Origin of the sequence: Anaerosalibacter bizertensis (genome assembly GCF_009696605.1) — a bacterium.
Taxonomy (GTDB): domain Bacteria; phylum Bacillota; class Clostridia; order Tissierellales; family Sporanaerobacteraceae; genus Anaerosalibacter; species Anaerosalibacter bizertensis.
The window spans coordinates 264,293-284,997 of the sequence record NZ_VULR01000001.1 but is presented as its reverse complement, the minus strand read 5'-3'; the positions used below and the strand labels follow the sequence as shown (position 1 = coordinate 284,997).

The 20,705-nt window shown below is 31.1% G+C and carries 24 protein-coding genes, 1 tRNA gene and 2 other annotated features; all 25 genes read left to right on the top strand.

Going from position 1 to position 20,705, the window contains the following annotated elements; genetic code table 11:
• The first annotated feature begins 9 nt into the window (after nt 1–9).
• Nucleotides 10–135 (top strand): hypothetical protein, encoded by a 126-nt coding sequence (locus tag FYJ27_RS12855; RefSeq protein WP_268234857.1) that lies wholly within the window; start codon nt 10–12, stop codon nt 133–135.
• 154 nt (nt 136–289) lie between these two features.
• Complete coding sequence (locus FYJ27_RS01470) at nt 290–1,630, top strand: sensor histidine kinase (RefSeq protein WP_195839054.1); 1,341 nt, start codon at nt 290–292, stop codon at nt 1,628–1,630.
• Entirely contained in the window at nt 1,623–2,255 is a 633-nt protein-coding gene (locus FYJ27_RS01465; protein ID WP_154481994.1) for an accessory gene regulator ArgB-like protein, read from the top strand. Before FYJ27_RS01470 ends, FYJ27_RS01465 begins: the two co-directional genes overlap by 8 nt.
• On the top strand, nt 2,256–2,375 hold the full coding sequence (locus FYJ27_RS01460; RefSeq protein ID WP_154481991.1) for a cyclic lactone autoinducer peptide: 120 nt from the start codon (nt 2,256–2,258) through the stop codon (nt 2,373–2,375). It begins immediately after the preceding gene.
• 16 nt (nt 2,376–2,391) lie between these two features.
• Entirely contained in the window at nt 2,392–3,120 is a 729-nt protein-coding gene (locus FYJ27_RS01455; RefSeq protein WP_195839053.1) for a LytR/AlgR family response regulator transcription factor, read from the top strand.
• 176 nt (nt 3,121–3,296) lie between these two features.
• Complete coding sequence (locus FYJ27_RS01450) at nt 3,297–3,479, top strand: hypothetical protein (protein ID WP_154481985.1); 183 nt, start codon at nt 3,297–3,299, stop codon at nt 3,477–3,479.
• 106 nt (nt 3,480–3,585) lie between these two features.
• Complete coding sequence (locus FYJ27_RS01445; protein WP_154481982.1) at nt 3,586–4,455, top strand: DUF1002 domain-containing protein; 870 nt, start codon at nt 3,586–3,588, stop codon at nt 4,453–4,455.
• Nucleotides 4,456–4,534: 79 nt separating this feature from the next.
• On the top strand, nt 4,535–6,019 hold the full coding sequence (gene gltX / locus FYJ27_RS01440; protein WP_154481979.1) for a glutamate--tRNA ligase: 1,485 nt from the start codon (nt 4,535–4,537) through the stop codon (nt 6,017–6,019).
• Between the two features lie 45 nt (nt 6,020–6,064).
• Nucleotides 6,065–6,287 (top strand) — a binding site (T-box leader).
• A gap of 40 nt (nt 6,288–6,327) precedes the next feature.
• Nucleotides 6,328–7,005, top strand: a complete 678-nt coding sequence (gene cysE, locus FYJ27_RS01435; RefSeq protein WP_154481976.1) for a serine O-acetyltransferase — start codon at nt 6,328–6,330, stop codon at nt 7,003–7,005.
• Nucleotides 6,992–8,389, top strand: a complete 1,398-nt coding sequence (gene cysS / locus FYJ27_RS01430; RefSeq protein WP_154481973.1) for a cysteine--tRNA ligase — start codon at nt 6,992–6,994, stop codon at nt 8,387–8,389. Before cysE ends, cysS begins: the two co-directional genes overlap by 14 nt.
• A gap of 3 nt (nt 8,390–8,392) precedes the next feature.
• Nucleotides 8,393–8,803: a Mini-ribonuclease 3 gene (locus tag FYJ27_RS01425; protein ID WP_154481970.1), complete on the top strand. Its 411-nt coding sequence runs from the start codon at nt 8,393–8,395 to the stop codon at nt 8,801–8,803.
• A 47-nt stretch (nt 8,804–8,850) separates the two neighbouring features.
• Nucleotides 8,851–9,621 (top strand): FAD-dependent thymidylate synthase, encoded by a 771-nt coding sequence (gene thyX, locus FYJ27_RS01420; RefSeq protein WP_154481967.1) that lies wholly within the window; start codon nt 8,851–8,853, stop codon nt 9,619–9,621.
• Between the two features lie 86 nt (nt 9,622–9,707).
• Complete coding sequence (gene rlmB / locus FYJ27_RS01415) at nt 9,708–10,457, top strand: 23S rRNA (guanosine(2251)-2'-O)-methyltransferase RlmB (RefSeq protein ID WP_154481964.1); 750 nt, start codon at nt 9,708–9,710, stop codon at nt 10,455–10,457.
• Entirely contained in the window at nt 10,447–10,980 is a 534-nt protein-coding gene (locus FYJ27_RS01410) for an NYN domain-containing protein (protein ID WP_154481961.1), read from the top strand. Before rlmB ends, FYJ27_RS01410 begins: the two co-directional genes overlap by 11 nt.
• A gap of 89 nt (nt 10,981–11,069) precedes the next feature.
• Nucleotides 11,070–11,717 (top strand): RNA polymerase sporulation sigma factor SigH, encoded by a 648-nt coding sequence (sigH, locus tag FYJ27_RS01405; RefSeq protein WP_226808649.1) that lies wholly within the window; start codon nt 11,070–11,072, stop codon nt 11,715–11,717.
• Nucleotides 11,718–11,778: 61 nt separating this feature from the next.
• Nucleotides 11,779–11,854: transfer RNA gene (locus FYJ27_RS01400), tRNA-Thr, on the top strand.
• A gap of 92 nt (nt 11,855–11,946) precedes the next feature.
• Nucleotides 11,947–13,140 (top strand): elongation factor Tu, encoded by a 1,194-nt coding sequence (gene tuf, locus FYJ27_RS01395; RefSeq protein WP_154481922.1) that lies wholly within the window; start codon nt 11,947–11,949, stop codon nt 13,138–13,140.
• A gap of 245 nt (nt 13,141–13,385) precedes the next feature.
• On the top strand, nt 13,386–13,535 hold the full coding sequence (gene rpmG, locus FYJ27_RS01390) for a 50S ribosomal protein L33 (RefSeq protein ID WP_154481955.1): 150 nt from the start codon (nt 13,386–13,388) through the stop codon (nt 13,533–13,535).
• A gap of 32 nt (nt 13,536–13,567) precedes the next feature.
• Nucleotides 13,568–13,774, top strand: coding sequence for a preprotein translocase subunit SecE (gene secE, locus FYJ27_RS01385; RefSeq protein ID WP_154481952.1), 207 nt, complete (start codon nt 13,568–13,570; stop codon nt 13,772–13,774).
• Between the two features lie 41 nt (nt 13,775–13,815).
• Nucleotides 13,816–14,373, top strand: a complete 558-nt coding sequence (gene nusG / locus FYJ27_RS01380; RefSeq protein WP_154482150.1) for a transcription termination/antitermination protein NusG — start codon at nt 13,816–13,818, stop codon at nt 14,371–14,373.
• 96 nt (nt 14,374–14,469) lie between these two features.
• Entirely contained in the window at nt 14,470–14,895 is a 426-nt protein-coding gene (rplK, locus tag FYJ27_RS01375) for a 50S ribosomal protein L11 (protein ID WP_154481949.1), read from the top strand.
• 65 nt (nt 14,896–14,960) lie between these two features.
• Nucleotides 14,961–15,680: a 50S ribosomal protein L1 gene (gene rplA / locus FYJ27_RS01370; protein WP_154481946.1), complete on the top strand. Its 720-nt coding sequence runs from the start codon at nt 14,961–14,963 to the stop codon at nt 15,678–15,680.
• A gap of 19 nt (nt 15,681–15,699) precedes the next feature.
• Nucleotides 15,700–15,841, top strand: a sequence feature (ribosomal protein L10 leader region).
• An 18-nt stretch (nt 15,842–15,859) separates the two neighbouring features.
• The gene (gene rplJ, locus FYJ27_RS01365; RefSeq protein WP_226808378.1) at nt 15,860–16,396 is read left to right on the top strand and encodes a 50S ribosomal protein L10; all 537 of its coding nucleotides are present in this window, start codon (nt 15,860–15,862) and stop codon (nt 16,394–16,396) included.
• Nucleotides 16,397–16,429: 33 nt separating this feature from the next.
• Complete coding sequence (rplL, locus tag FYJ27_RS01360) at nt 16,430–16,813, top strand: 50S ribosomal protein L7/L12 (protein ID WP_154481940.1); 384 nt, start codon at nt 16,430–16,432, stop codon at nt 16,811–16,813.
• A 260-nt stretch (nt 16,814–17,073) separates the two neighbouring features.
• Complete coding sequence (gene rpoB, locus FYJ27_RS01355) at nt 17,074–20,664, top strand: DNA-directed RNA polymerase subunit beta (RefSeq protein WP_154481937.1); 3,591 nt, start codon at nt 17,074–17,076, stop codon at nt 20,662–20,664.
• The last annotated feature ends 41 nt before the right edge of the window (nt 20,665–20,705 follow it).

Here is a 20,705-nt window from a genome sequence, read left to right as displayed (position 1 = left end):
AGTTTAAACATGAAAATGGACTGTTTAGACATGAAAAAGGGTCAGTTAGACACTAAAACTGGACAGTTAGTTTTTTTAGAAGGATTTATATTTATATTGAAGAAATATATTAAATACAGTTTAAATATGGTATAGTGATAAAAAATTATTATAGTTTATATAATATATTTCAGCAAAAGACGAATATTGATATAAATTGTAATACGAAAATCAGGAAAAAATAAAGGATATTCACTTAAAGTATAGAAAGTGTAATAGTGTAGCAAATATAAAAAATAGGTGAATGTCTATGTTGTACTCAATACCTTGGTATGTTGTTTTATTTCAGTCTATACCTGAAATGTTTCTTTTAATAATTTTAGGATTTAAATTATTTAATATAGATGTAAATTTCAAAAAAACTTTATTAGTATCTTTATTGATTTCTATAATTGTATATATTGTGAGAAAATTTGCTAGTGTATATGGGTTTCATACAGTAATTTTTATATTTTTTTCTTTGATTCTTATAAGGATAATATTAAAAATGAATATAGCTTACTCGTTTATATGTATTGTAACTAGTTTGTTAATAGATGGCTTATTGCAAAGCATACTAACTCCTGTTTTATTAAGTTTGTTTCAAAGTGCTCCAGAAGGATTAATAACAAGTCCTTGGCTTAATATTGTTTTATTTATTCCTAGTGGATTATTAATGTTTTTACTATATATATTTATAAAGAAAAGAAAGGTTTTTCTATTTGATTTAAAGATATATGAAAATGATGCAAAATATTTGTTTAAAGATAAATCTCTATTGGTTTTATTTACGGTTTTAATTCAAGGCATATTTATAACAGTTATGAATCAGACATTTTATCTTTCACAACAAACATATGTTTTAGGCGGAATTGAATATACAATAATAAATATAATCATTAGTGTATTTACTATTTTGGTGTTATTTTCTATAAAAGGACTTGGAGATGATATAAAAGACAAAGTTGAAATGAGTCTTTTAAAAACCCATTTAGAACAAATTGAAGATTTATTTAAAGCTTTAAGGGTTCAAAGCCATGAGCACAAACGTCATATTCAAACTATTCAGGCTATGGTCTACTTAGATGAAATAGCATCTGCAAAGGAATATATTGATGGCCTTAGTGAGGGATATAGTTATACTGATGACATAATATATGTAGAGAATATGGCTTTAACTGCTCTAATAAATGGGAAGAGGAAAGTGGCAGAGATAAGCAATATAGATTTTAAGTTTTCTATTAATTGTAGTTTAGGTGAATTGAAAATTGATTCTTGGGATTTATGTAGTATATTAGGGAACCTTTTAGATAATGCTTTTGAAGCTGTAAGGAAAGAGAAACACCATAGATTGGTAAAATTGGATATAGATTGTTCTGAAGGAACTTACATAATGGAAGTATCAAATAATGGAGCTAAAATATCTAAAGATCAAATGGACAAGCTATTTGAACCTGGTTATACTACAAAAGAATCTGTAGGAAGAGGATATGGATTATTTTTAATAAAAAATCTTTTAGATAAGTACAAGGGTAGTATAGAAGTTTATTCTACAGATAAAACTTTGTTTAAAATAATACTTCCAAAAGGGGAAGGTAATAGGAATGATTAAAAAACTTTCAAAAAGGTTATCTATTTTGTTATCAAAAAGTTTAGATGGGAGTAGTGAAGATGTAGAAATATGGGCTTATGGATTAGAGTTATTATTAAATGGAACTATTAAATTTGGACTTATAGCTGGATTATCAGCTAGTTTTGGAATATTTAAACCAACTATCTTAACTTTGATTACCTTTGCAGTTTTTCGTTGTTTTGGAGGCGGGGTGCATTTTAGTACTTATTTAAGATGTTTAACTTTTGGGGTTATTAAGTTTTTGATTCTAGGAAGCATATCTAATATGAAGGGCAATATGTCTAATTACAGTTTATTGTTCTTTGTAACTTTATTTTTAGGGATTTTAACTATTATAAAATGGGTCCCTGGAGATACGGAAATAAAGCCAATAAAGGATAAAGAAGACAGAAAAAAACAAAAGATTAAAACTACAATAGTTTTAATCCTTTGGATTATAATAGTTCAAATTTTAATTAGTTTAAATAGTTTTAAGTATATTTTACCTATTATACTAGGTGCACTTACAAGCTTTATATTTATAACACCTTTAGGATACTGGTTTATAACCAGTATAGACAATATTTTAGACAAAACTAAAGTCAAATATGAGGAGGTGAAGTAGATGAAAGGCCTTCTTACAGCAATTGCATCATTTTTAGGACTAGTTGCTAGTACAGGAGCTAGTACATGTAGTGTATTAATATACTATGAACCGGAAATACCAGAATCTTTAAAAAAGTAGGAGCTGATAATAGTTGGTGAAAATCCTCATTTTAGAAGATGAAGACTATACCAGAAGATTTATAAAAAAAATAGTACTAGAAAATTCTTCTTCGCCGCAAATTTTTGATACATCAAGTGGAAAAGAGGCAATAAGTTTAGCAAGAGAATATCTACCGGAAATAGCTATGCTAGATGTGGAGCTAGAAGGTGAAGATTTTAATGGTCTTGAAATAGCAAGGATTATACACAAGATAAGTCCAGAAACTAAAATAGTGTTTATTACTGGCCATTCTAAATATGCAGTTTCTGCTTTTGACGTTCATCCTTATGACTATATTTTAAAACCTATAAATGTGAAAAGACTTATTGAAACAATAGTTACCTTAACAAATTATGTATCTAAAAATTCTTCTAATGAAAATAGAGGGATAAATAGGATTGTAGTTAAAAGTGGAGGAGAAATGTTCTTTATATCTGTAAAGGATATACTTTATGCTGAAAGATTGGATAGAGATACAGTTATACATGATGGCAAAAATACTTATAGTGTACAAGATAGTTTACAAGAACTAGGGAAAAAACTCGGAAATAAATTTTTAAGGGTGCACAAATCCTATATTGTAAATGAGGAGAAAATAAAAAAAATAACAGAAATTGGGGAAAGAGTATATCAAATTGAGTTTCTAAATAGTGATAAAGTAGCTTTAATGAGTAGAAGTGGATTTAAAGAATTTAGGGAAAAAATTGAAAATTTGACGTTATAATATTTTTTGAAGGATATACTTAATCTAAAAGTATATCCTTTTTTATGGACAGTTAGACGCCAAAAGGGACCACTTAGACATAAAAAAGGACCAGTTAGAAAAAACGGAAGGATATAGATAATATATATAGAAAGAAAAGGGTATGAGGAGAAAGTAAAGATATTGGGGGGAGAAAATTGGAAAATTTCATACAAAATGAATTGAAAGTTTTCTGTATAGAAACAATAAAATTATTAGATTTTTTAAAAGAGGAAGGGAAGATAACTAATAAGGAATATTCAGAACATCTAAAAGAGAAAAAAGAATTTTTAGAAAAGTTAGAAAAAAACGAAAAAAGCATGGAAAGGTTATTGCTCTAGTTATAACTAGAGCAATTTTTTTCTTGTAAAAAATCTGATAATAAGTTATTCTATTTTATAAGCTGATAGATTATAATGTATTATTAATAAACTTGGAGGGATAATTATGCTTAAGAAAACAATTTCTATTATTTTAATAATGTTATTACTTGTATCAAACATGTCAAGCTTAGCAATAGCAGATGCAGAAATGGGAAGAAATGTGGTTGTGAGTTTGGGAAAAAATTTAACCAATGAGCAAAGAAGTTCAATGTTAAATTATTTTGGCGTAAGCAATGACGTGGACATTGTAGAAGTTACTAATGCAGAGGAAAGAGAATATTTAGGTAAGTATATAGACGATAAATTATTGGGAACTAGATCATTGTCTTGTGCTTATGTAGAAAAATTAGATGAAGGGTCAGGTATTTCTGTAGATACTCACAATATATCTTGGGTAACTAAGGACATGTATGAAAATGCGTTGATTACGGCAGGAATAAAGGATGCAAAGGTAGTGGTAGCTAGTCCTATAAATGTATCAGGTACTGCAGCTTTAACAGGTATTATAAAAGCTTTTGAAGATATTACTGGTGAAGATATATCTAAAAAAGAAAAAGAAGTAGCAAGTGAAGAGATAGTAAAAACTGCAATGCTTGGCAATGAAATAGGTAAAGACGAAGCTAGTGAGCTTATTGAAAATGTAAAAGTTGATGTAGTTGCAAATAATAAGAAGAGTAAAAAAGATATAAAAGAAGCTGTAGAATCAGCAGCAGATGAATTACAAATACAACTTACAGAAGAACAAATAAATGAAATTGTTGATTTGATGAGAAAAATTTCCAAACTAGATCTAAATCTTGACGATATAAAAACCCAATTAAAAGATATATCAGGTAAAATAGATAAGATAGTAAATCAAAATGAGGAGGTAAAGTCATTCCTTCAAAGAATAGTTGACTATATAGGAGAATTTTTTAGTAAGTTATTTGGATAGTATATAATCTATTATTTGTTGATACTCATAAATAGGTGGTATATAATATATTGGTAGTCTATTTAGGAGGTGGCAGTAGTTGGAAAATGTTAGAGTAAGGTTTGCACCAAGTCCAACAGGATATTTACATATTGGTGGACTTAGGACTGCATTATATAATTATTTATTTGCAAGAAACAATAAAGGCAAATTCATATTGAGAATAGAAGACACAGATAGGACTAGATATGTAGAAGGAGCTATTGAAAATTTGATTAATTCCTTAGAGTGGGCTGGTATTGACATTGATGAAGGAGTAGTTATGGAAGATGGAAAAATCACTCAAAAGGGAGAGTACGGCCCTTATATTCAATCAGAGAGATTGGATATATATAAGAAATATGTAGATGAATTAATTGAAAATGGATATGCTTATTATTGTTTTTGTTCCAAAGAAAGGCTTGATGAAGTAAGGGAAGAGCAAAAAATAAAGGGACTTATACCTAAATATGATGGATTTTGTAGAAATATTCCTATTGAAGAGGCAAAGAAAAGAATTGCAAATGGAGAAGAATATGTAGTTAGACTTAAACTTCCTCTAAATAAAGATATTAAATTTTATGATCTAGTAAGAGGGAATATAACTATCAATACAGATGATATAGATGATCAAGTGCTTTTAAAGTCTGATGGATATCCAACATATCATTTGGCAGTTGTAGTTGATGATCATTTAATGAATATAACTCATATAGTTAGAGGAGAAGAATGGTTAGCTTCAGCCCCTAAGCATGTGTTTTTATATGAAGCTTTTGGCTGGGAGGTACCTGAATATGTCCATCTTCCTACAGTCTTAAACAAGGACAGAAAAAAACTAAGCAAACGACAAGGTGATGTTTCTGTAGAAGATTTTAGAGAAAGCGGATATCTTCCAGAAGGACTAATAAACTACCTTGCATTGGTAGGATGGAGTCCAGAAAGTAATGAAGAAATATTATCTATGGAAGATTTAATTGAACAATTTTCTTTTGAAAGAGTATCAAAAACTGGAGGAATATTTGATAAAAATAAACTTAATTGGGTAAATGGTCACTATATTAGAAAATCAAGTACTGAAAGAATTACTGATTTAGCTATACCTTATTTAATAGAGTCAGGTTATATAACAGAAGAAGATGTTGAAAATAGGTACGATTGGATAAATACTATGGTATCTACAGTACAAGAAAGCTTATCTACAATAAAAGAAGTTCCGGATAAAGTTGATATTTTCTTTGGAAAAGAAGTAGAACTTGAAAATGAAGAAGTATTAGAAGTATTAAAGGGGGAACAAGTTCCTACATTATTTGCTGCTTTAAGAGAGGAATTAGATAGTGTAGAAGAGCTAGATGAAGAATTTAGCAAGAGATTAATGAAGAAAATACAGAAGAAAACAGGAATAAAAGGCAAAAACTTATTTATGCCTGTTAGATCTGCTCTTACAGGAAATTTACATGGACCAGAATTAGCAGATGTTATTTATGTATTAGGTAAACAAAATATACTTAAACGCATAGACTATATAGAAGAAAATTATTTAAAATAGAACTTGAATAATAAACAAGAATAGTGTATTATAAAATATAATAATTTAAATGTTGTGAAAAGGGAAAGTAGATCTAATATACTTACAGAGAAGGATTTTTACCTAGCTGAGAGAAATCCTAGGTTCCTATTAGATCGAAGTGCACCTTTGAACTGTTGCCTGAAAAACAAGTAGGGTTAACCGGTTTACACCGTTATCGTTTTAGAGTTGGAAGGAAAGTTTATTTCTTTTCAATCAGAGTGGAACCGCGATAACAATCGCCTCTGTTTTTGAGGCGGTTTTTTTTATTATAAAAAAGGAGGATTATTATGTGGGAAACTATAAAGGAAGATATAAAAGCTATAAGACAAAGAGATCCTGCTGTTAGAAGTTGGGCTGAAGCTATTCTTTGTTATCCTGGATTACATGCTCTTTTCTTTTATAGAATTGCCCATTTTTTCTACAATATAAAATTGTATTTATTGGCTAGAATCATATCTAATATTGGCAGGTTTTTCACAGGAATTGAAATACATCCTGGTGCCAAAATTGGAAAGGGTATATTTATAGACCATGGAATGGGTGTAGTAGTAGGCGAAACTACGGAGATAGGAGATAATGTAACTATATATCAGGGTGCTACATTAGGTGGTACAGGAAAAGAGAAAGGAAAGAGGCATCCTACTATTGGAAATAATGTAGTTATAAGTTCAGGAGCTAAAATATTGGGACCTTTTACTGTAGGGGATAATTCAAAAATAGGTGCAGGCTCCGTAGTATTGAAAGAAGTTCCGCCTAACTGTACAGTAGTAGGAGTACCTGGAAGGATAGTAGTGAAGAATAACAAAAGGCTTAAATGCGTTAAAACAAATAATGAAATAGATTTAGATCAAATAAAATTGCCAGATCCTGTTTTTCAAGAGCTAGAATGCTTAAGAAAAAGAATATCAGAATTAGAAAGATATATATATGAAAGGAAAGGAGATGTAAATGATGAAATTATATAATACATTAACAAGAAAAAAAGAAGAATTTAAACCTATTGAAGATGGGAAAGTAACTATGTATGTATGTGGACCTACAGTATATAATTATATGCATGTAGGAAATGCTAGGCCATTAGTAGTATTTGATACATTGAGAAGATATTTTAAGTATATTGGATATGAAGTAAAGTATTTAGTTAATTTCACAGATATTGATGATAAGATGATAAAGAAGGCTGAAGAAGAGAATACAACAGTTAAAAAAATAGCTGATAGATTTATTGATGAATATCATATAGATGCAGATGGACTTCTTTTAGATGAAGCTGGAACTATTCATCCAAGAGCTACAGAACATATAGAAGAAATAATAGATTTTATTCAGGGGCTAATAGATAGTGGTAGTGCCTATAATGTAGATGGAAATGTTTATTTTAATGTATCAGCAGCTAAAGACTATGGAAAGCTTTCTAAAAAAAACATTGAAGAACTTGTAAGTGGAGCTAGAATTGAAGTTAGTAAAGAAAAGAAAAATCCTATGGATTTTGCATTATGGAAGAAAGAAAAGAAAGGGGAGCCATCTTGGGAAAGTCCATGGGGAAAAGGAAGGCCTGGTTGGCATATAGAATGTTCAGTAATGGCAAAAGAATTTTTAGGAGAAACTATTGATATACATGCTGGTGGGGAGGATTTACAATTTCCACATCATGAAAATGAAATAGCCCAAAGTGAAACACTTTCTGGAAAGACTTTTGCAAATTATTGGCTTCACAATGCAATGATAAATGTAGAAAATAAGAAGATGTCAAAATCTGAATTCAACTTTTTCACAGTAAGAGAAATAGGAGAAGAGTTTGATTTAGAAATATTAAGATTTTTCTTATTGTCAGCCCATTATAGAAGTCCTATAAACTTCAGTAAAGAACTTTTAAATCAGGCTAAACATGGATTAGAAAGATTGTATAATGGAAAGAAGAATTTAGAATATTTGATTGAAAAGTCAGAAGAAAAAGAGTTGACAGGAGAAGAGGAGAAAATATTTGCTGAAATTGATGGATTTAAGGCTAATTTTAAGAAGAGTATGGAAGATGACTTAAATACAGCTGATGGAATTGCTTCTCTTTTTGAAATAGTTAAGACTTCAAACACAAAATTAGATGAAAAGTCATCTAGAAAATTAATTGAACATATCTATGATACATTAATGGAGCTTTCAAAAGTTTTAGGAATATTATCTAAAGAAGAAGAGATATTGGAAGAAGAAATAGTTGAATTAATAGAAAAAAGATCTGAAGCTAGAAAAAATAAAGATTTTAAATTGGCAGACAGTATAAGGGATGAATTAAAAGAAAAAGGTATAATAATTGAAGATACAAAAGATGGAGTGAAGTGGAAGAGGGTATAGAATATGGATAAAAACTTATATGAATGTTTTAATAATATAAAGCTAACTGTAAGGGAAGCTTCCATGCTTTCTCCCTTACAATTAGCTTACATAGGAGATGCAGTATATGAGCTTTTTATAAGAACATATTTACTACAAAAGAATTTACCGGTTCACGAATTACATAAAGAAGCAGTTCAATATGTAAAAGCAGAGGCTCAATCAGATATAATACATTCTTTAGAGAATATGCTTACAGAGGAAGAAAAAAACATTGTAAAAAGAGGAAGAAATTCAAAAAACCATTCATCTCCTAAAAATGCAAGTATAACTGATTATAAATATGCTACAGGATTTGAAGCTTTAGTAGGTTTTTTATATTTAACAAATCAAGAAAAAAGAATGTTCCAATTATTTAATGAGATAATTTCTTAATAAAACAAGTTAAAGTGAAAAAATATAGCTTAAGGAAGGATGATATTTTGAATAGTAAACTTAAAGTTGAACTTTTAAGATATACGCCAGAAGGAGAAAAATTAGTAGCTTCCGCTGCTAAACTCTGTTATTCTCCTATAGGTATTGATAAAATAGAAGAAAATTTAGATGAAGAAAAAGTGGATAAATTTCTAAATATGCTTATGGATTTAGGCCATGAATCGCCAATTGAACATGTAACCTTTACTTTTGGTGTAGAGGGAGTTTCAAGAGTATTAACTCATCAACTAGTAAGACATAGAATAGCAAGCTTTTCTCAACAATCTCAACGTTATGTGAAACTTGAACAATTTGACTATATAATTCCCCCATCTATTGAAAACATTCCGAAAGCTAAAGAAATGTATATAAAGGCTATGGAAGAAGATCAAAAGTATTATAATGAGATTACTGATATATTGTATGAAGAACATTTTGAAAAATTTCTAAAAAAAGGATATAATGAGAAGAAAGCAATGTCTATGGCGGAGAAAATGTCTATTGAAGATGCAAGATATATTTTTCCAAATGCATGTGAAACTAAAATTGTATTTACTATGAATACTAGAAGTCTTTTTAATTTCTTTAGATTAAGATGTTGTAATAGGGCTCAATGGGAAATAAGGAACTTAGCTACAGAAATGTTAAAGGAAGTTAAAAGAGTTTATCCAATTCTTTTTAAAAATATTGGTCCAGGCTGTTTAACAGGTCCATGTCCAGAAGGCAAGATGACTTGTGGAGAAATAGAAAATGTAAGAGAAAGATTTAAAAGGTTATAATTATGCTAAATAGAGTAAAATTATGTTTATGTTGCTATATTGGTTGCCATCAAATTGGTAGGCAGTATAGATAAGGAGTGATAAAAATGGAAAATGACTATAATGACTATATAGTAGGCAGAAACCCAGTGCTAGAAGCTTTAAAAAACAACAGGCAAGTTGAAAAAATATTAATATCTAAAGGCCAATTGAAAGGTTCAGTTAATAAGATTGTTGGAATGGCTAAAGATAAAAAAATTCCAATACAGCATGTAGATAAGAAGCATTTAGATACAATTTCTAAAGGGAACACTCATCAAGGAGTGGCAGCATTGGTCACTCCTTATACTTATGCTTCTATAGATGATATTTTAAATAAAGCTAAAAGCTTAGAAGAAGATCCATTTATAATAGTTCTTGATGAAATAGAAGACCCACACAATTTAGGTTCTATTATAAGAACGGCAGAGTGTGGAGGAGTACATGGTATCATAATTCCTAAAAGAAGATCCGCTACAATAACACAAGCGGTAGTTAAGTCCTCAGCTGGAGCTGTAGAGCATATGTTAATATCCAAGGTAACAAATATAACAGATACATTGAAAGAACTTAAGGAAAAAGGATTGTGGGTGTACGGTGCAGATATGGACGGGAAAGAGTATTATTTTCAAAGAAATTTTAGTGGTCCAAAAGTTTTAGTAATTGGAAATGAAGGGAAAGGAATTTCTAGATTAGTAAAGGAAAATTGTGATTTTTTAATAAAAATACCTATGCTAGGAAAAATATCTTCATTAAATGCATCCAATGCTGCCTCTATATTAATATATGAAGTGGTAAGAGAGAGATATGTCAAATAATGGTTCGAAATCCAAAGAGTATTTATTTGTAGATGGGTACAATATTATAAATTCTTGGGAAAAATTACGCTCATTAAGCGAAATAGATTTAGAGGTGGCCAGAAATGAATTAATAGATATTATGGTTGAATATCAATACTATACTAAAATAAAAGTAATAGTAGTATTTGATGCACATATGGTAAAGGGTAGTAGTGGAAGAAAAGAAATAATAAAAGATATTGAGGTAGTATATACAAAAGAAGATGAAACAGCAGATCAGTACATTGAAAAAACTTTAGATGATATAGGAAGAGTAAAAAAGGTTAGAGTAGCTACATCTGACTGGATGGAACAACAGGTTGTTTTAGGAAGAGGAGGAACAAGAATCTCTGCAAGAGAATTGGAAGTAGAAATAGAAAATCAAAAAAAGCTCATCAATAAAAAAAATAAGAGAAAAAACCAAATAAATGATTTAATAATTGGTAGATTAGATGAAAAAATTATTAAAAAGTTAGAAAATTGGAGAAAGGAACAGGAATAATCTTGACTATTAAATATTAATTAATTATAATTTAATTAGTTGAAGTAAGTAAAATGAAATGTTTCAACACTTTCTGGAGGGGATACTTGGTGGGCATAGGTCTGTACAATAAATTAGACATTATAGATTGTGATAGTTTAGAAGATGAGGATATTGTTGAGGAAGCTAAGAAAGGTGATTTTCAAGCATTAGAGTATCTTATAACTAAGTATAAAAACTTTGTAAGGGCAAAAGCTAGATCTTATTTTTTAATAGGAGCGGATAGGGAGGATATTATTCAAGAAGGAATGATAGGGCTGTATAAGGCTATTCGAGACTATAACAAGGACAAGCTTACATCTTTTAAAGCTTTTGCAGAGCTTTGTATAACTAGACAAATAATAACTGCTATAAAAACAGCTACAAGACAGAAACATATTCCTTTAAACTCTTATGTATCTTTAAATAAACCTATTTATGATGAAGAATCAGATAGGACTCTTTTAGACGTATTATCAGGAGTTAAGATTACAGATCCAGAAGAACTTATTATAAGTCGAGAAGAATTAAATAATATGGAAAGTAAAATTGGTGAAATATTAAGCGATCTTGAATGGGAAGTGCTTATGGCATATCTAGAAGGAAAATCTTATCAAGAAATTGGAGAAGAATTAAATAGACATGTTAAAAGTATTGATAATGCATTGCAAAGAGTGAAGAGGAAATTAGAAAGGTATTTAGAATTGAGAGAGGATTAATATTTTTTACTATTGACATTAGTATGACTAGATAGTAAAATTATTTACAGTGGTTATAAATGCCCATGTAGCTCAGAAGGTAGAGCACTTGCATGGTAAGCAAGAGGTCACCGGTTCAAATCCGGTCATGGGCTCCAAAATATATTTTTTTGTAGTACTATTTATTATTAGCGGCTAGGAAACACCAGGCTAAGTTTTCTTATCAAATCAAAATTGAGGAGGAAGAAAAATGGGAAAAGCAAAATTTGAGAGAACAAAACCACATGTTAATATTGGAACAATAGGTCACGTAGACCATGGTAAAACAACATTAACAGCGGCAATAACAACAGTATTAAACTCAAGATCAGGATCAGGAGAAGTAATGAGCTATGACAATATAGACAAAGCTCCAGAAGAAAGGGAAAGAGGAATAACAATTTCTACATCCCACGTAGAATATGAAACAGAAAACCGTCACTATGCACACGTAGATTGTCCAGGTCACGCTGACTATGTAAAGAACATGATCACAGGAGCAGCACAAATGGACGGTGCAATATTAGTAGTATCAGCAGCAGACGGTCCAATGCCACAAACAAGAGAACATATACTACTATCAAGACAAGTAGGAGTACCAGAAATAGTAGTATTCTTAAACAAAGCAGATATGGTAGATGATGAAGAATTAATAGAATTAGTAGAAATGGAAGTAAGAGAACTATTAAGCGAATATGATTTTGATGGAGACAATGCTTCAATAGTAGTAGGATCAGCATTAAAGGCAATAGAAGAACCAGATAGTGAATGGGGAGACAAGATTATAGAATTAATGGCAGAAGTAGACAAGAAAATTCCTGAACCAGAAAGAGATATAGACAAACCATTCCTAATGCCAGTAGAAGACGTATTTAGTATAACAGGAAGAGGAACAGTAGCAACAGGAAGAGTAGGAAGAGGACAATTAAAAACTGGTGACGAAGTAGAACTAGTTGGGTTAAGTGAATCCTCAAGAAAAGTAGTAGTAACAGGAATAGAAATGTTCAGAAAGATATTAGATGAAGCACAAGCAGGAGATAATATAGGAGCACTATTAAGAGGAGTTCAAAGAGAAGAAATAGAAAGAGGCCAAGTATTAGCAGCGCCAGGAAGTATTACACCACATACAAAATTCGAAGCTGAAGTATATGTATTAACAAAAGAAGAAGGTGGAAGACACACACCATTCTTCAATGGATATAGACCACAATTCTATTTTAGAACAACAGACGTAACAGGAAATATAGAATTAGAAGAAGGAACAGAAATGGTAATGCCTGGAGATAATGCAAAGTTCGTTATAGAACTTATTACACCAGTAGCAATAGAAGAAGGATTAAAATTCTCAATCCGTGAAGGTGGAAGAACTGTAGGAGCAGGAGTTGTTTCTAAAGTTATTGAATAAGATTAAAAAGACTGGGTCTTTTTGGCCTAGTCTTTTTTAAAGATAAAATCTAAGGATAGAAGTGGATAAATAATAGAAAAAGCACATAAACTTATATATATTATAGGCTTTTATCTTGTTAAATTTTTATTGACATAGTATTTAATTTGTGATAGTTTATATTAAGTAATGAGTTGATAGTGGGTTTTTGTACCCGGAATCTACCTTATGTTTATATATACACTTTTATTTAGGAGGTGTTCCAGTTGAGAGATAGAGTAACAATGGCTTGTACTAAATGCAAACAAAGAAATTATACTACTTCTAAGAATAAGAATCATAATAGCGAAAGAATAGAGCTTAAAAAGTACTGTAAGTTCTGTAAGGAGCATACATTACATAAAGAAACTAGGTAATGTATGAGAAAAAAGGTAAGGATGTGAATTGAATGTCTGCTCAAACTAGTACTAAAAAAGGTAAAATGGGCAACTATTTCAGAGGGGTAAAAGCTGAAACTAAAAAAGTCATATGGCCTACCAAAAAAGAGACTGTTAATTATATAGGTGTAGTAATATTTATGTGCGTAATATTTGGATTGGTAGTTTGGGTTTTAGACTTAGGAATCCATCGATTGTTATCTTTTATAATAAAGTGATATGAAGGAGGGAAGGACCAAAATTGGTCCCCATACTTATGATGGATAGAAATGAGAAGGATGAAAGTAGATTAGAGAGAGCTAAAAAAGCTAAATGGTATGTAGTTCATACCTATTCTGGCCATGAAAATAAAGTTAAAGCTAATATTGAAAAAATGGTTGAGAATAGAGGTATGAAAGATGACATATTTGAAGTAATAGTTCCCACAGAAGAGTACATTGAAACAAAGTCTGGGAAGAAGAAAGTTAAAGAAAGAAAGATGTTCCCAGGATATGTTATTTTAAAAATGATAATCAATGATGAGTCTTGGTACTTAGTTAGAAACACAAGAGGAGTTACTGGATTTGTTGGACCAGGGTCTAAACCTGTTCCATTGTCAGATAGTGAAGTTAAGGCTCTAGGTGTACAAGAGACAATTTCACCAAATATTGATTTAGAAGAAGGGGATTCTGTTAAGGTTATATCAGGACCTTTTGAAAATTTCATGGGAACTGTTGACAATATAAATTTAGAAAAGAAGAAAGTAAAAGTTTTTGTTTCTATGTTTGGCAGAGAAACTTTGGTTGAACTAGATTTTGAGCAAATAGAAAAACTTTAACTAAGCTTATAAAAGCTAATAGCTTTTTAAAATAGATCTGTTTTAGTGGGAGGGATTATCCCGCAAAACCACAGAGTAATGAGGAGGTGGAATTAGATGGCAAAGAAAGTTATAGCCGTAGTTAAATTACAAATTCCAGCAGGAAAGGCGACACCGGCACCACCAGTAGGTACAGCATTAGGACCTCATGGTGTAAATATTATGCAATTTACAAAAGAGTTTAATGCGAAAACTGCAGCTCAAGCTGGTATGATAATTCCGGTTGTTCTTACAGTTTATCAAGATAGATCATTTACATTTATTACAAAGACTCCACCTGTATCAATTTTGTTAAAGAAGGCTGTTGGAGTTGAACTAGGTTCTGGAGAACCAAATAAGACTAAGGTTGCTAAAATATCAAAAGACAAAGTTAAAGAAATTGCAGAAATAAAAATGCCTGACTTAAATGCGGGTAGTATTGAAGCTGCTATGAGAATGGTAGCAGGAACTGCAAGGAGCATGGGAATTGTAGTTGAAGAATAAATTCTATGCATAAATAAAAGTTAAGTGGGAGGATTTTCCGATAAAACCACAAGGAGGTATGTTTTATGGCAAAGAGAGGTAAGAAATATCAAGACAGTATAAAACTTGTAGATAGACATAAACTTTATGAACCAATAGAAGCAATTGAGCTTGTTCAAAAAACTGCAAAAGCAAATTTTGATGAAACTGTAGAACTTTCAGTAAGATTAGGAGTAGATCCTAAGCATGCAGATCAACAAGTTAGAGGAGCAGTAGTTTTACCACATGGAACTGGCAAAACAAGAAAAGTTCTAGTGTTTGCAAAAGGAGAAAAGGCTAAAGAAGCAGAAGCAGCAGGAGCAGACTATGTTGGTGGAGAAGAATATGTAGCAAAGATTCAAAATGAAAATTGGCTTGATTTTGATGTTGTTGTTTCAACTCCTGATATGATGGGTGTTGTAGGGAAATTAGGTAGGATTTTAGGACCTAAAGGATTAATGCCAAATCCAAAATCTGGTACAGTTACATTTGAAGTAGGAAAAGCTGTTGAAGAAATCAAAGCAGGTAAGGTTGAATATAGGGTTGACAAAAATAGTATAGTTCACGTACCAATAGGAAAAGTTTCTTTTGGAACTAAAAAGTTAAGACAAAATTTTGCAACTATTATGGATGCTATCATTAAAGCTAAACCAGCAGCAGCAAAGGGAAAATATTTAAAGAGCGTTGTATTATCTAGCACTATGGGACCAGGAATAAAGATTAGTTCCCAAAGAATTTTAGATGCACTTGTTGACGACGAAGAATAATAGTGATATAATATATATTGTTAATTAAATATAGTTGCCGTAGACCGTAGGAACCTATAGGGTTTAAATATTCCTACCGAGGTGAGAATTTTGATTTATAAATCATAAATTATGAAATCAATGTCTCTCTGTGTCTACGGAGAGACTTTTTATATGTGCATCTTAAGGAGGTGAAGCTTGTGAGAGAACAAGTACTTCAAGGAAAAAAAGGAATAGTAGAAGAAATTAAAGAAAAAGTTGATAAAGCTCAATCAGTAGTATTAGTAGACTATAGAGGATTGAAGGTAGATGAACTAAATAAGCTAAGAAGTAAATGTAGAGAAGCTGGAGTAGATTATAAAGTGTATAAAAACACTTTAATGAGATTTGCTTTTAAAGAATCAGGATTTGAAGATTTTAATGAATTTTTAGCAGGACCAAATGCAGTAGCTTTTGGATATAATGATCCAGTACAAGCGGCTAAGATTATTCATGAATTTTCAAAGGAACATGATAATTTAGAAATAAAAGCAGGTATAGTTGATGGTAATATTATTGATATTAATGAAATTAAAGAGTTAGCTAACTTACCATCAAGAGAAGTACTTATTGCACAAACTCTTGGAGGACTTAATGGTCCAATTTCAGGATTTGTCAATGTATTACAAGGTAACCTTAGAAATCTTGTATATGCATTAAATGCAATTAAAGAAAATCAAGAAGCACAAGAAGCTTAATAAAAATAAAAACTATATGGAGGGATTTTTGAAATGGCAAGCGAAAAAGTTCAAAATTTAATTGAAGAAGTAAAAAACCTTACTGTTTTAGAATTATCAGAATTAGTTAAGGAATTAGAAGAAGAATTTGGAGTTAGTGCTCAAGCACCAGTTGCAGTTGCAGCAGCACCAGCAGCAGGCGGAGCAGCACCAGCAGCAGAAGAAAAAAGCGAATTTGATGTAGTTTTAAAAGAAGTTGGAGCTGAAAAAATCAAAGTTATTAAAGTTGTAAGAGATATAACTGGATTAGGATTAAAAGAAGCTAAAGGGTTAGTTGACTCAGCACCTAAAGCTGTTAAAGAAGGAGCAGCTAAAGAAGAAGCTGAAGAAATCAAAACTAAACTAGAAGAAGTTGGAGCAGTTGTAGAATTAAAGTAATGAATTTAAAAAGGCTTTCATCTAAGAGGGCCTTTTTTTAAATTTATTTTAAAATTACATAAATCGAAAAATTTCTTGACATATTTAAAGTTGTGTGTTAGCATAACAAGATGCATAATAATCGAAATTATGAATGATGTGAATAATAATTTTTAAAAATGGCAATGCTATAATAGATACACTTCCGGAAAAAATGCCAATAACTACCAAAAGTACATATACTTTTGGCTATTTTAGTTTTAATAAGGGGTGAAAATTATATGGTGCATCCTGTAACATACGGGAAAAGTGTTAGGATGAGTTATTCAAGAATTGATGAAGTACTAGATTTACCAGATTTAATTGAAGTACAAAAAAGTTCTTATGAATGGTTTTTAAATGAAGGATTAAAAGAAGTATTTCAGGACATCTCACCTATACAAGATTATACAGGTAATTTAATTTTAGAATTTGTAGATTACTATATAGGAGATGATCCTAAATATGATGAAGATGAGGCAAGAGAAAGGGACGCCAATTATTCTGCACCTTTAAAAGTAAAAGTTAGACTTATTAATAAAGAGACTGGAGAGGTAAAAGAACAAGAGGTATTTATGGGTGATTTCCCTTTAATGACAGAAAAAGGAACATTTATAATCAATGGTGCTGAGAGAGTAGTAGTAAGTCAGCTTGTTAGATCCCCTAGCGTATATTATAATTTTGAAATTGATAAGGTTGGTAAAAAACTTTATTCAGCAACAGTTATTCCAAATAGAGGTGCATGGCTTGAATATGAAACCGACTCTAATGATATAGTTTATGTTAGAGTTGATAGAACAAGGAAGCTTACAATAACTACATTACTAAGAGCATTAGGATATAGTAGTAACGTGGAGATAATAGAGCTTTTAGGAGAAACGGAGGAAGTTTTAAAAACCTTAGAGAAGGATAACACAAAAACTGAGGATGAAGCCCTTATAGAGATATATAAAAGATTAAGACCTGGAGAACCACCTACTGTTGAGAGTGCAAAATCTCTTATAAATAGTTTGTTTTTTGATCCTAAAAGGTATGATTTAGCAAAAGTAGGTAGGTATAAATTCAATAAAAAATTAGCTTTAAGAAATAGAATTGTAGGAATGATTAGCGCAGAAAATATAGTTGATCCAGAAACAGGAGAAATTCTTGCAGAAGAAGGAGAAAAAATAAGTTTAGATAAAGCTATAGAAATTGAAAACAAGGGAATTAAAAGAGTGGATTTACTAGTTGGAGAAGATAAAGTTGTACGAGTAGTAGGAAATAACTTTGTAGAAGCAGAAGCATTTGATCTTCCTTTTTCTCTTAAAGAGTTGGGACTTAAAGAAAAAGTTTATTATCCTGTTATGAAAGAGCTAGTAGATACTTATGAAGATCCAGATGAGTTAAAAGAAGCTATAAAAGATAGAATAAAAGAAATCTCACCAAAACATATTATTAAAGATGATATTATTGCAAGTATTAGTTATGAGTTTAATTTATTTTTTGGAGTAGGAAATACAGATGATATAGATCATCTAGGTAATAGAAGACTTCGTTCTGTTGGTGAACTTCTTCAAAATCAATTTAGAATTGGTTTATCCAGAATGGAAAGAGTAGTAAGGGAAAGAATGACTATTCAAGATATAGATGTAGCAACTCCACAAGCCCTTATAAATATTAGACCTGTAGTGGCTTCTATTAAAGAGTTTTTTGGTAGCAGCCAATTATCACAATTTATGGATCAAACAAATCCACTAGCAGAACTAACCCATAAAAGAAGAATGTCTGCCCTAGGACCTGGCGGGTTAAGTAGGGATAGAGCAGGTTTTGAAGTTAGGGACGTTCATCATTCTCATTATGGAAGAATGTGTCCTATAGAGACCCCTGAAGGGCCAAATATAGGCTTGATAACATCATTAACAACCTATGCAAGGATTAATGAATATGGATTTATTGAAGTACCTTACAGAAAGGTAGACAAGGAAAGAGGAGTTGTAACTGAAGAAATAGAGTATTTAACAGCAGATCTAGAGGATGGATTTATTATAGCCCAATCTAATGAAGTTTTAGACGAAGAAGGTAGATTTTTAAATAAGAGGGTTATAGCACGAGGTAAAGAAGGGGTTATAGATATATTCCCTAGTAAAGATGTAGATTATATGGACGTTTCACCAAAGCAAATAGTTTCTGTAGGTACTGCTATGATTCCTTTCTTAGAAAACGATGATGCTAATAGAGCACTAATGGGTGCTAACATGCAGCGTCAAGCAGTTCCGCTTTTAAAAACTGAATCTCCGGTTATAGGAACAGGAATAGAATACAAAGCAGCAAGAGATTCAGGTGTTGTAGTATTAGCTAAAAATAGCGGCGTTGTGGAGAAAGTATCTTCAAATGAGATACTCATTAAAAGAGATAAAGATGGACAAATAGATAGATATAGACTACTTAAATTTAAACGCTCTAACCAAGGAACCTGTATAAATCAAAGACCTATTGTTGAACAAGGTGAAAAAGTGGAAAAAGCAGCTGTTATTGCTGATGGACCAAGTACAGATACTGGAGAAATAGCTCTTGGAAAAAATCTTCTAATAGCATTTATGACTTGGGAAGGATATAATTATGAAGATGCTATACTTATAAGTGAAAAATTAGTAAAAGAAGATACGCTAACATCTGTTCATATAGAAGAGTATGAATCAGAAGCAAGAGATACAAAACTAGGACCTGAAGAAATAACTAGAGACATTCCAAATGTTGGAGAAGATATGTTAAAAGATTTAGATGAAAGAGGTATAGTAAGGATTGGAGCAGAAGTTAAATCAGGGGATATTTTAGTTGGAAAAGTAACTCCAAAAGGTGAAACAGAACTTACAGCAGAGGAAAGACTTTTAAGAGCTATTTTTGGAGAAAAAGCTAGAGAAGTAAGGGACACATCTTTAAGGGTTCCTCATGGAGAGACTGGAATAGTTGTAGATGTTAAGATATTTACAAGAGAAAATGGAGATGAACTTCCTCCAGGTGTAAATCAAATGGTAAGAGTTTATGTAGCTACTAAGAGAAAAATAAACGTAGGAGATAAGATGTGTGGACGTCATGGAAACAAAGGTGTTATTTCTAGAATCCTTCCAGAAGAGGATATGCCTTATTTACCTGACGGTACTCCAGTAGAAATAGTATTAAACCCGTTAGGAGTTCCTTCACGTATGAATCTAGGTCAAGTTTTAGAAGTTCATTTAGGATTGGCAGCTAAAAAACTTGGCTGGAAAGTAGCTACACCAGTATTTGATGGAGCCAATGAACAAGATATAATCGACGCACTTACTAAAGCAGGATATCCTGGAAACGGTAAAATAATGTTAAGAGATGGACGTACAGGAGAATATTTCAACAATCCTGTTACAGTAGGTTACATGTATATGTTAAAACTTCATCACCTTGTAGATGATAAGATTCACGCAAGAAGTACTGGACCTTATTCACTAGTAACTCAACAACCATTAGGTGGAAAGGCTCAGTTTGGTGGCCAAAGGTTTGGAGAGATGGAAGTTTGGGCTCTAGAGGCCTATGGTGCGTCCCATACTCTACAGGAAATATTAACAGTAAAATCAGATGATGTAGTTGGACGTGTAAAAACTTATGAAGCAATAGTTAAAGGAGAAAACATACCAGAGCCAGGAGTACCAGAATCATTTAAAGTATTAATTAAAGAATTACAAAGTTTAGCTCTTGATGTAAAAGTTCTTACGGAAGAAGATGCAGAAATTGAAATAAAAGAATCAGTAGACGATGGTATTACAGATTTAGAAATGATTGGGGAAGAAGAAACAGAAGAAGAAATGGAAAAAAGCAAATAAAATTGTAGTATTTTAAGGTAAAGATATTTTTTAAATAATAT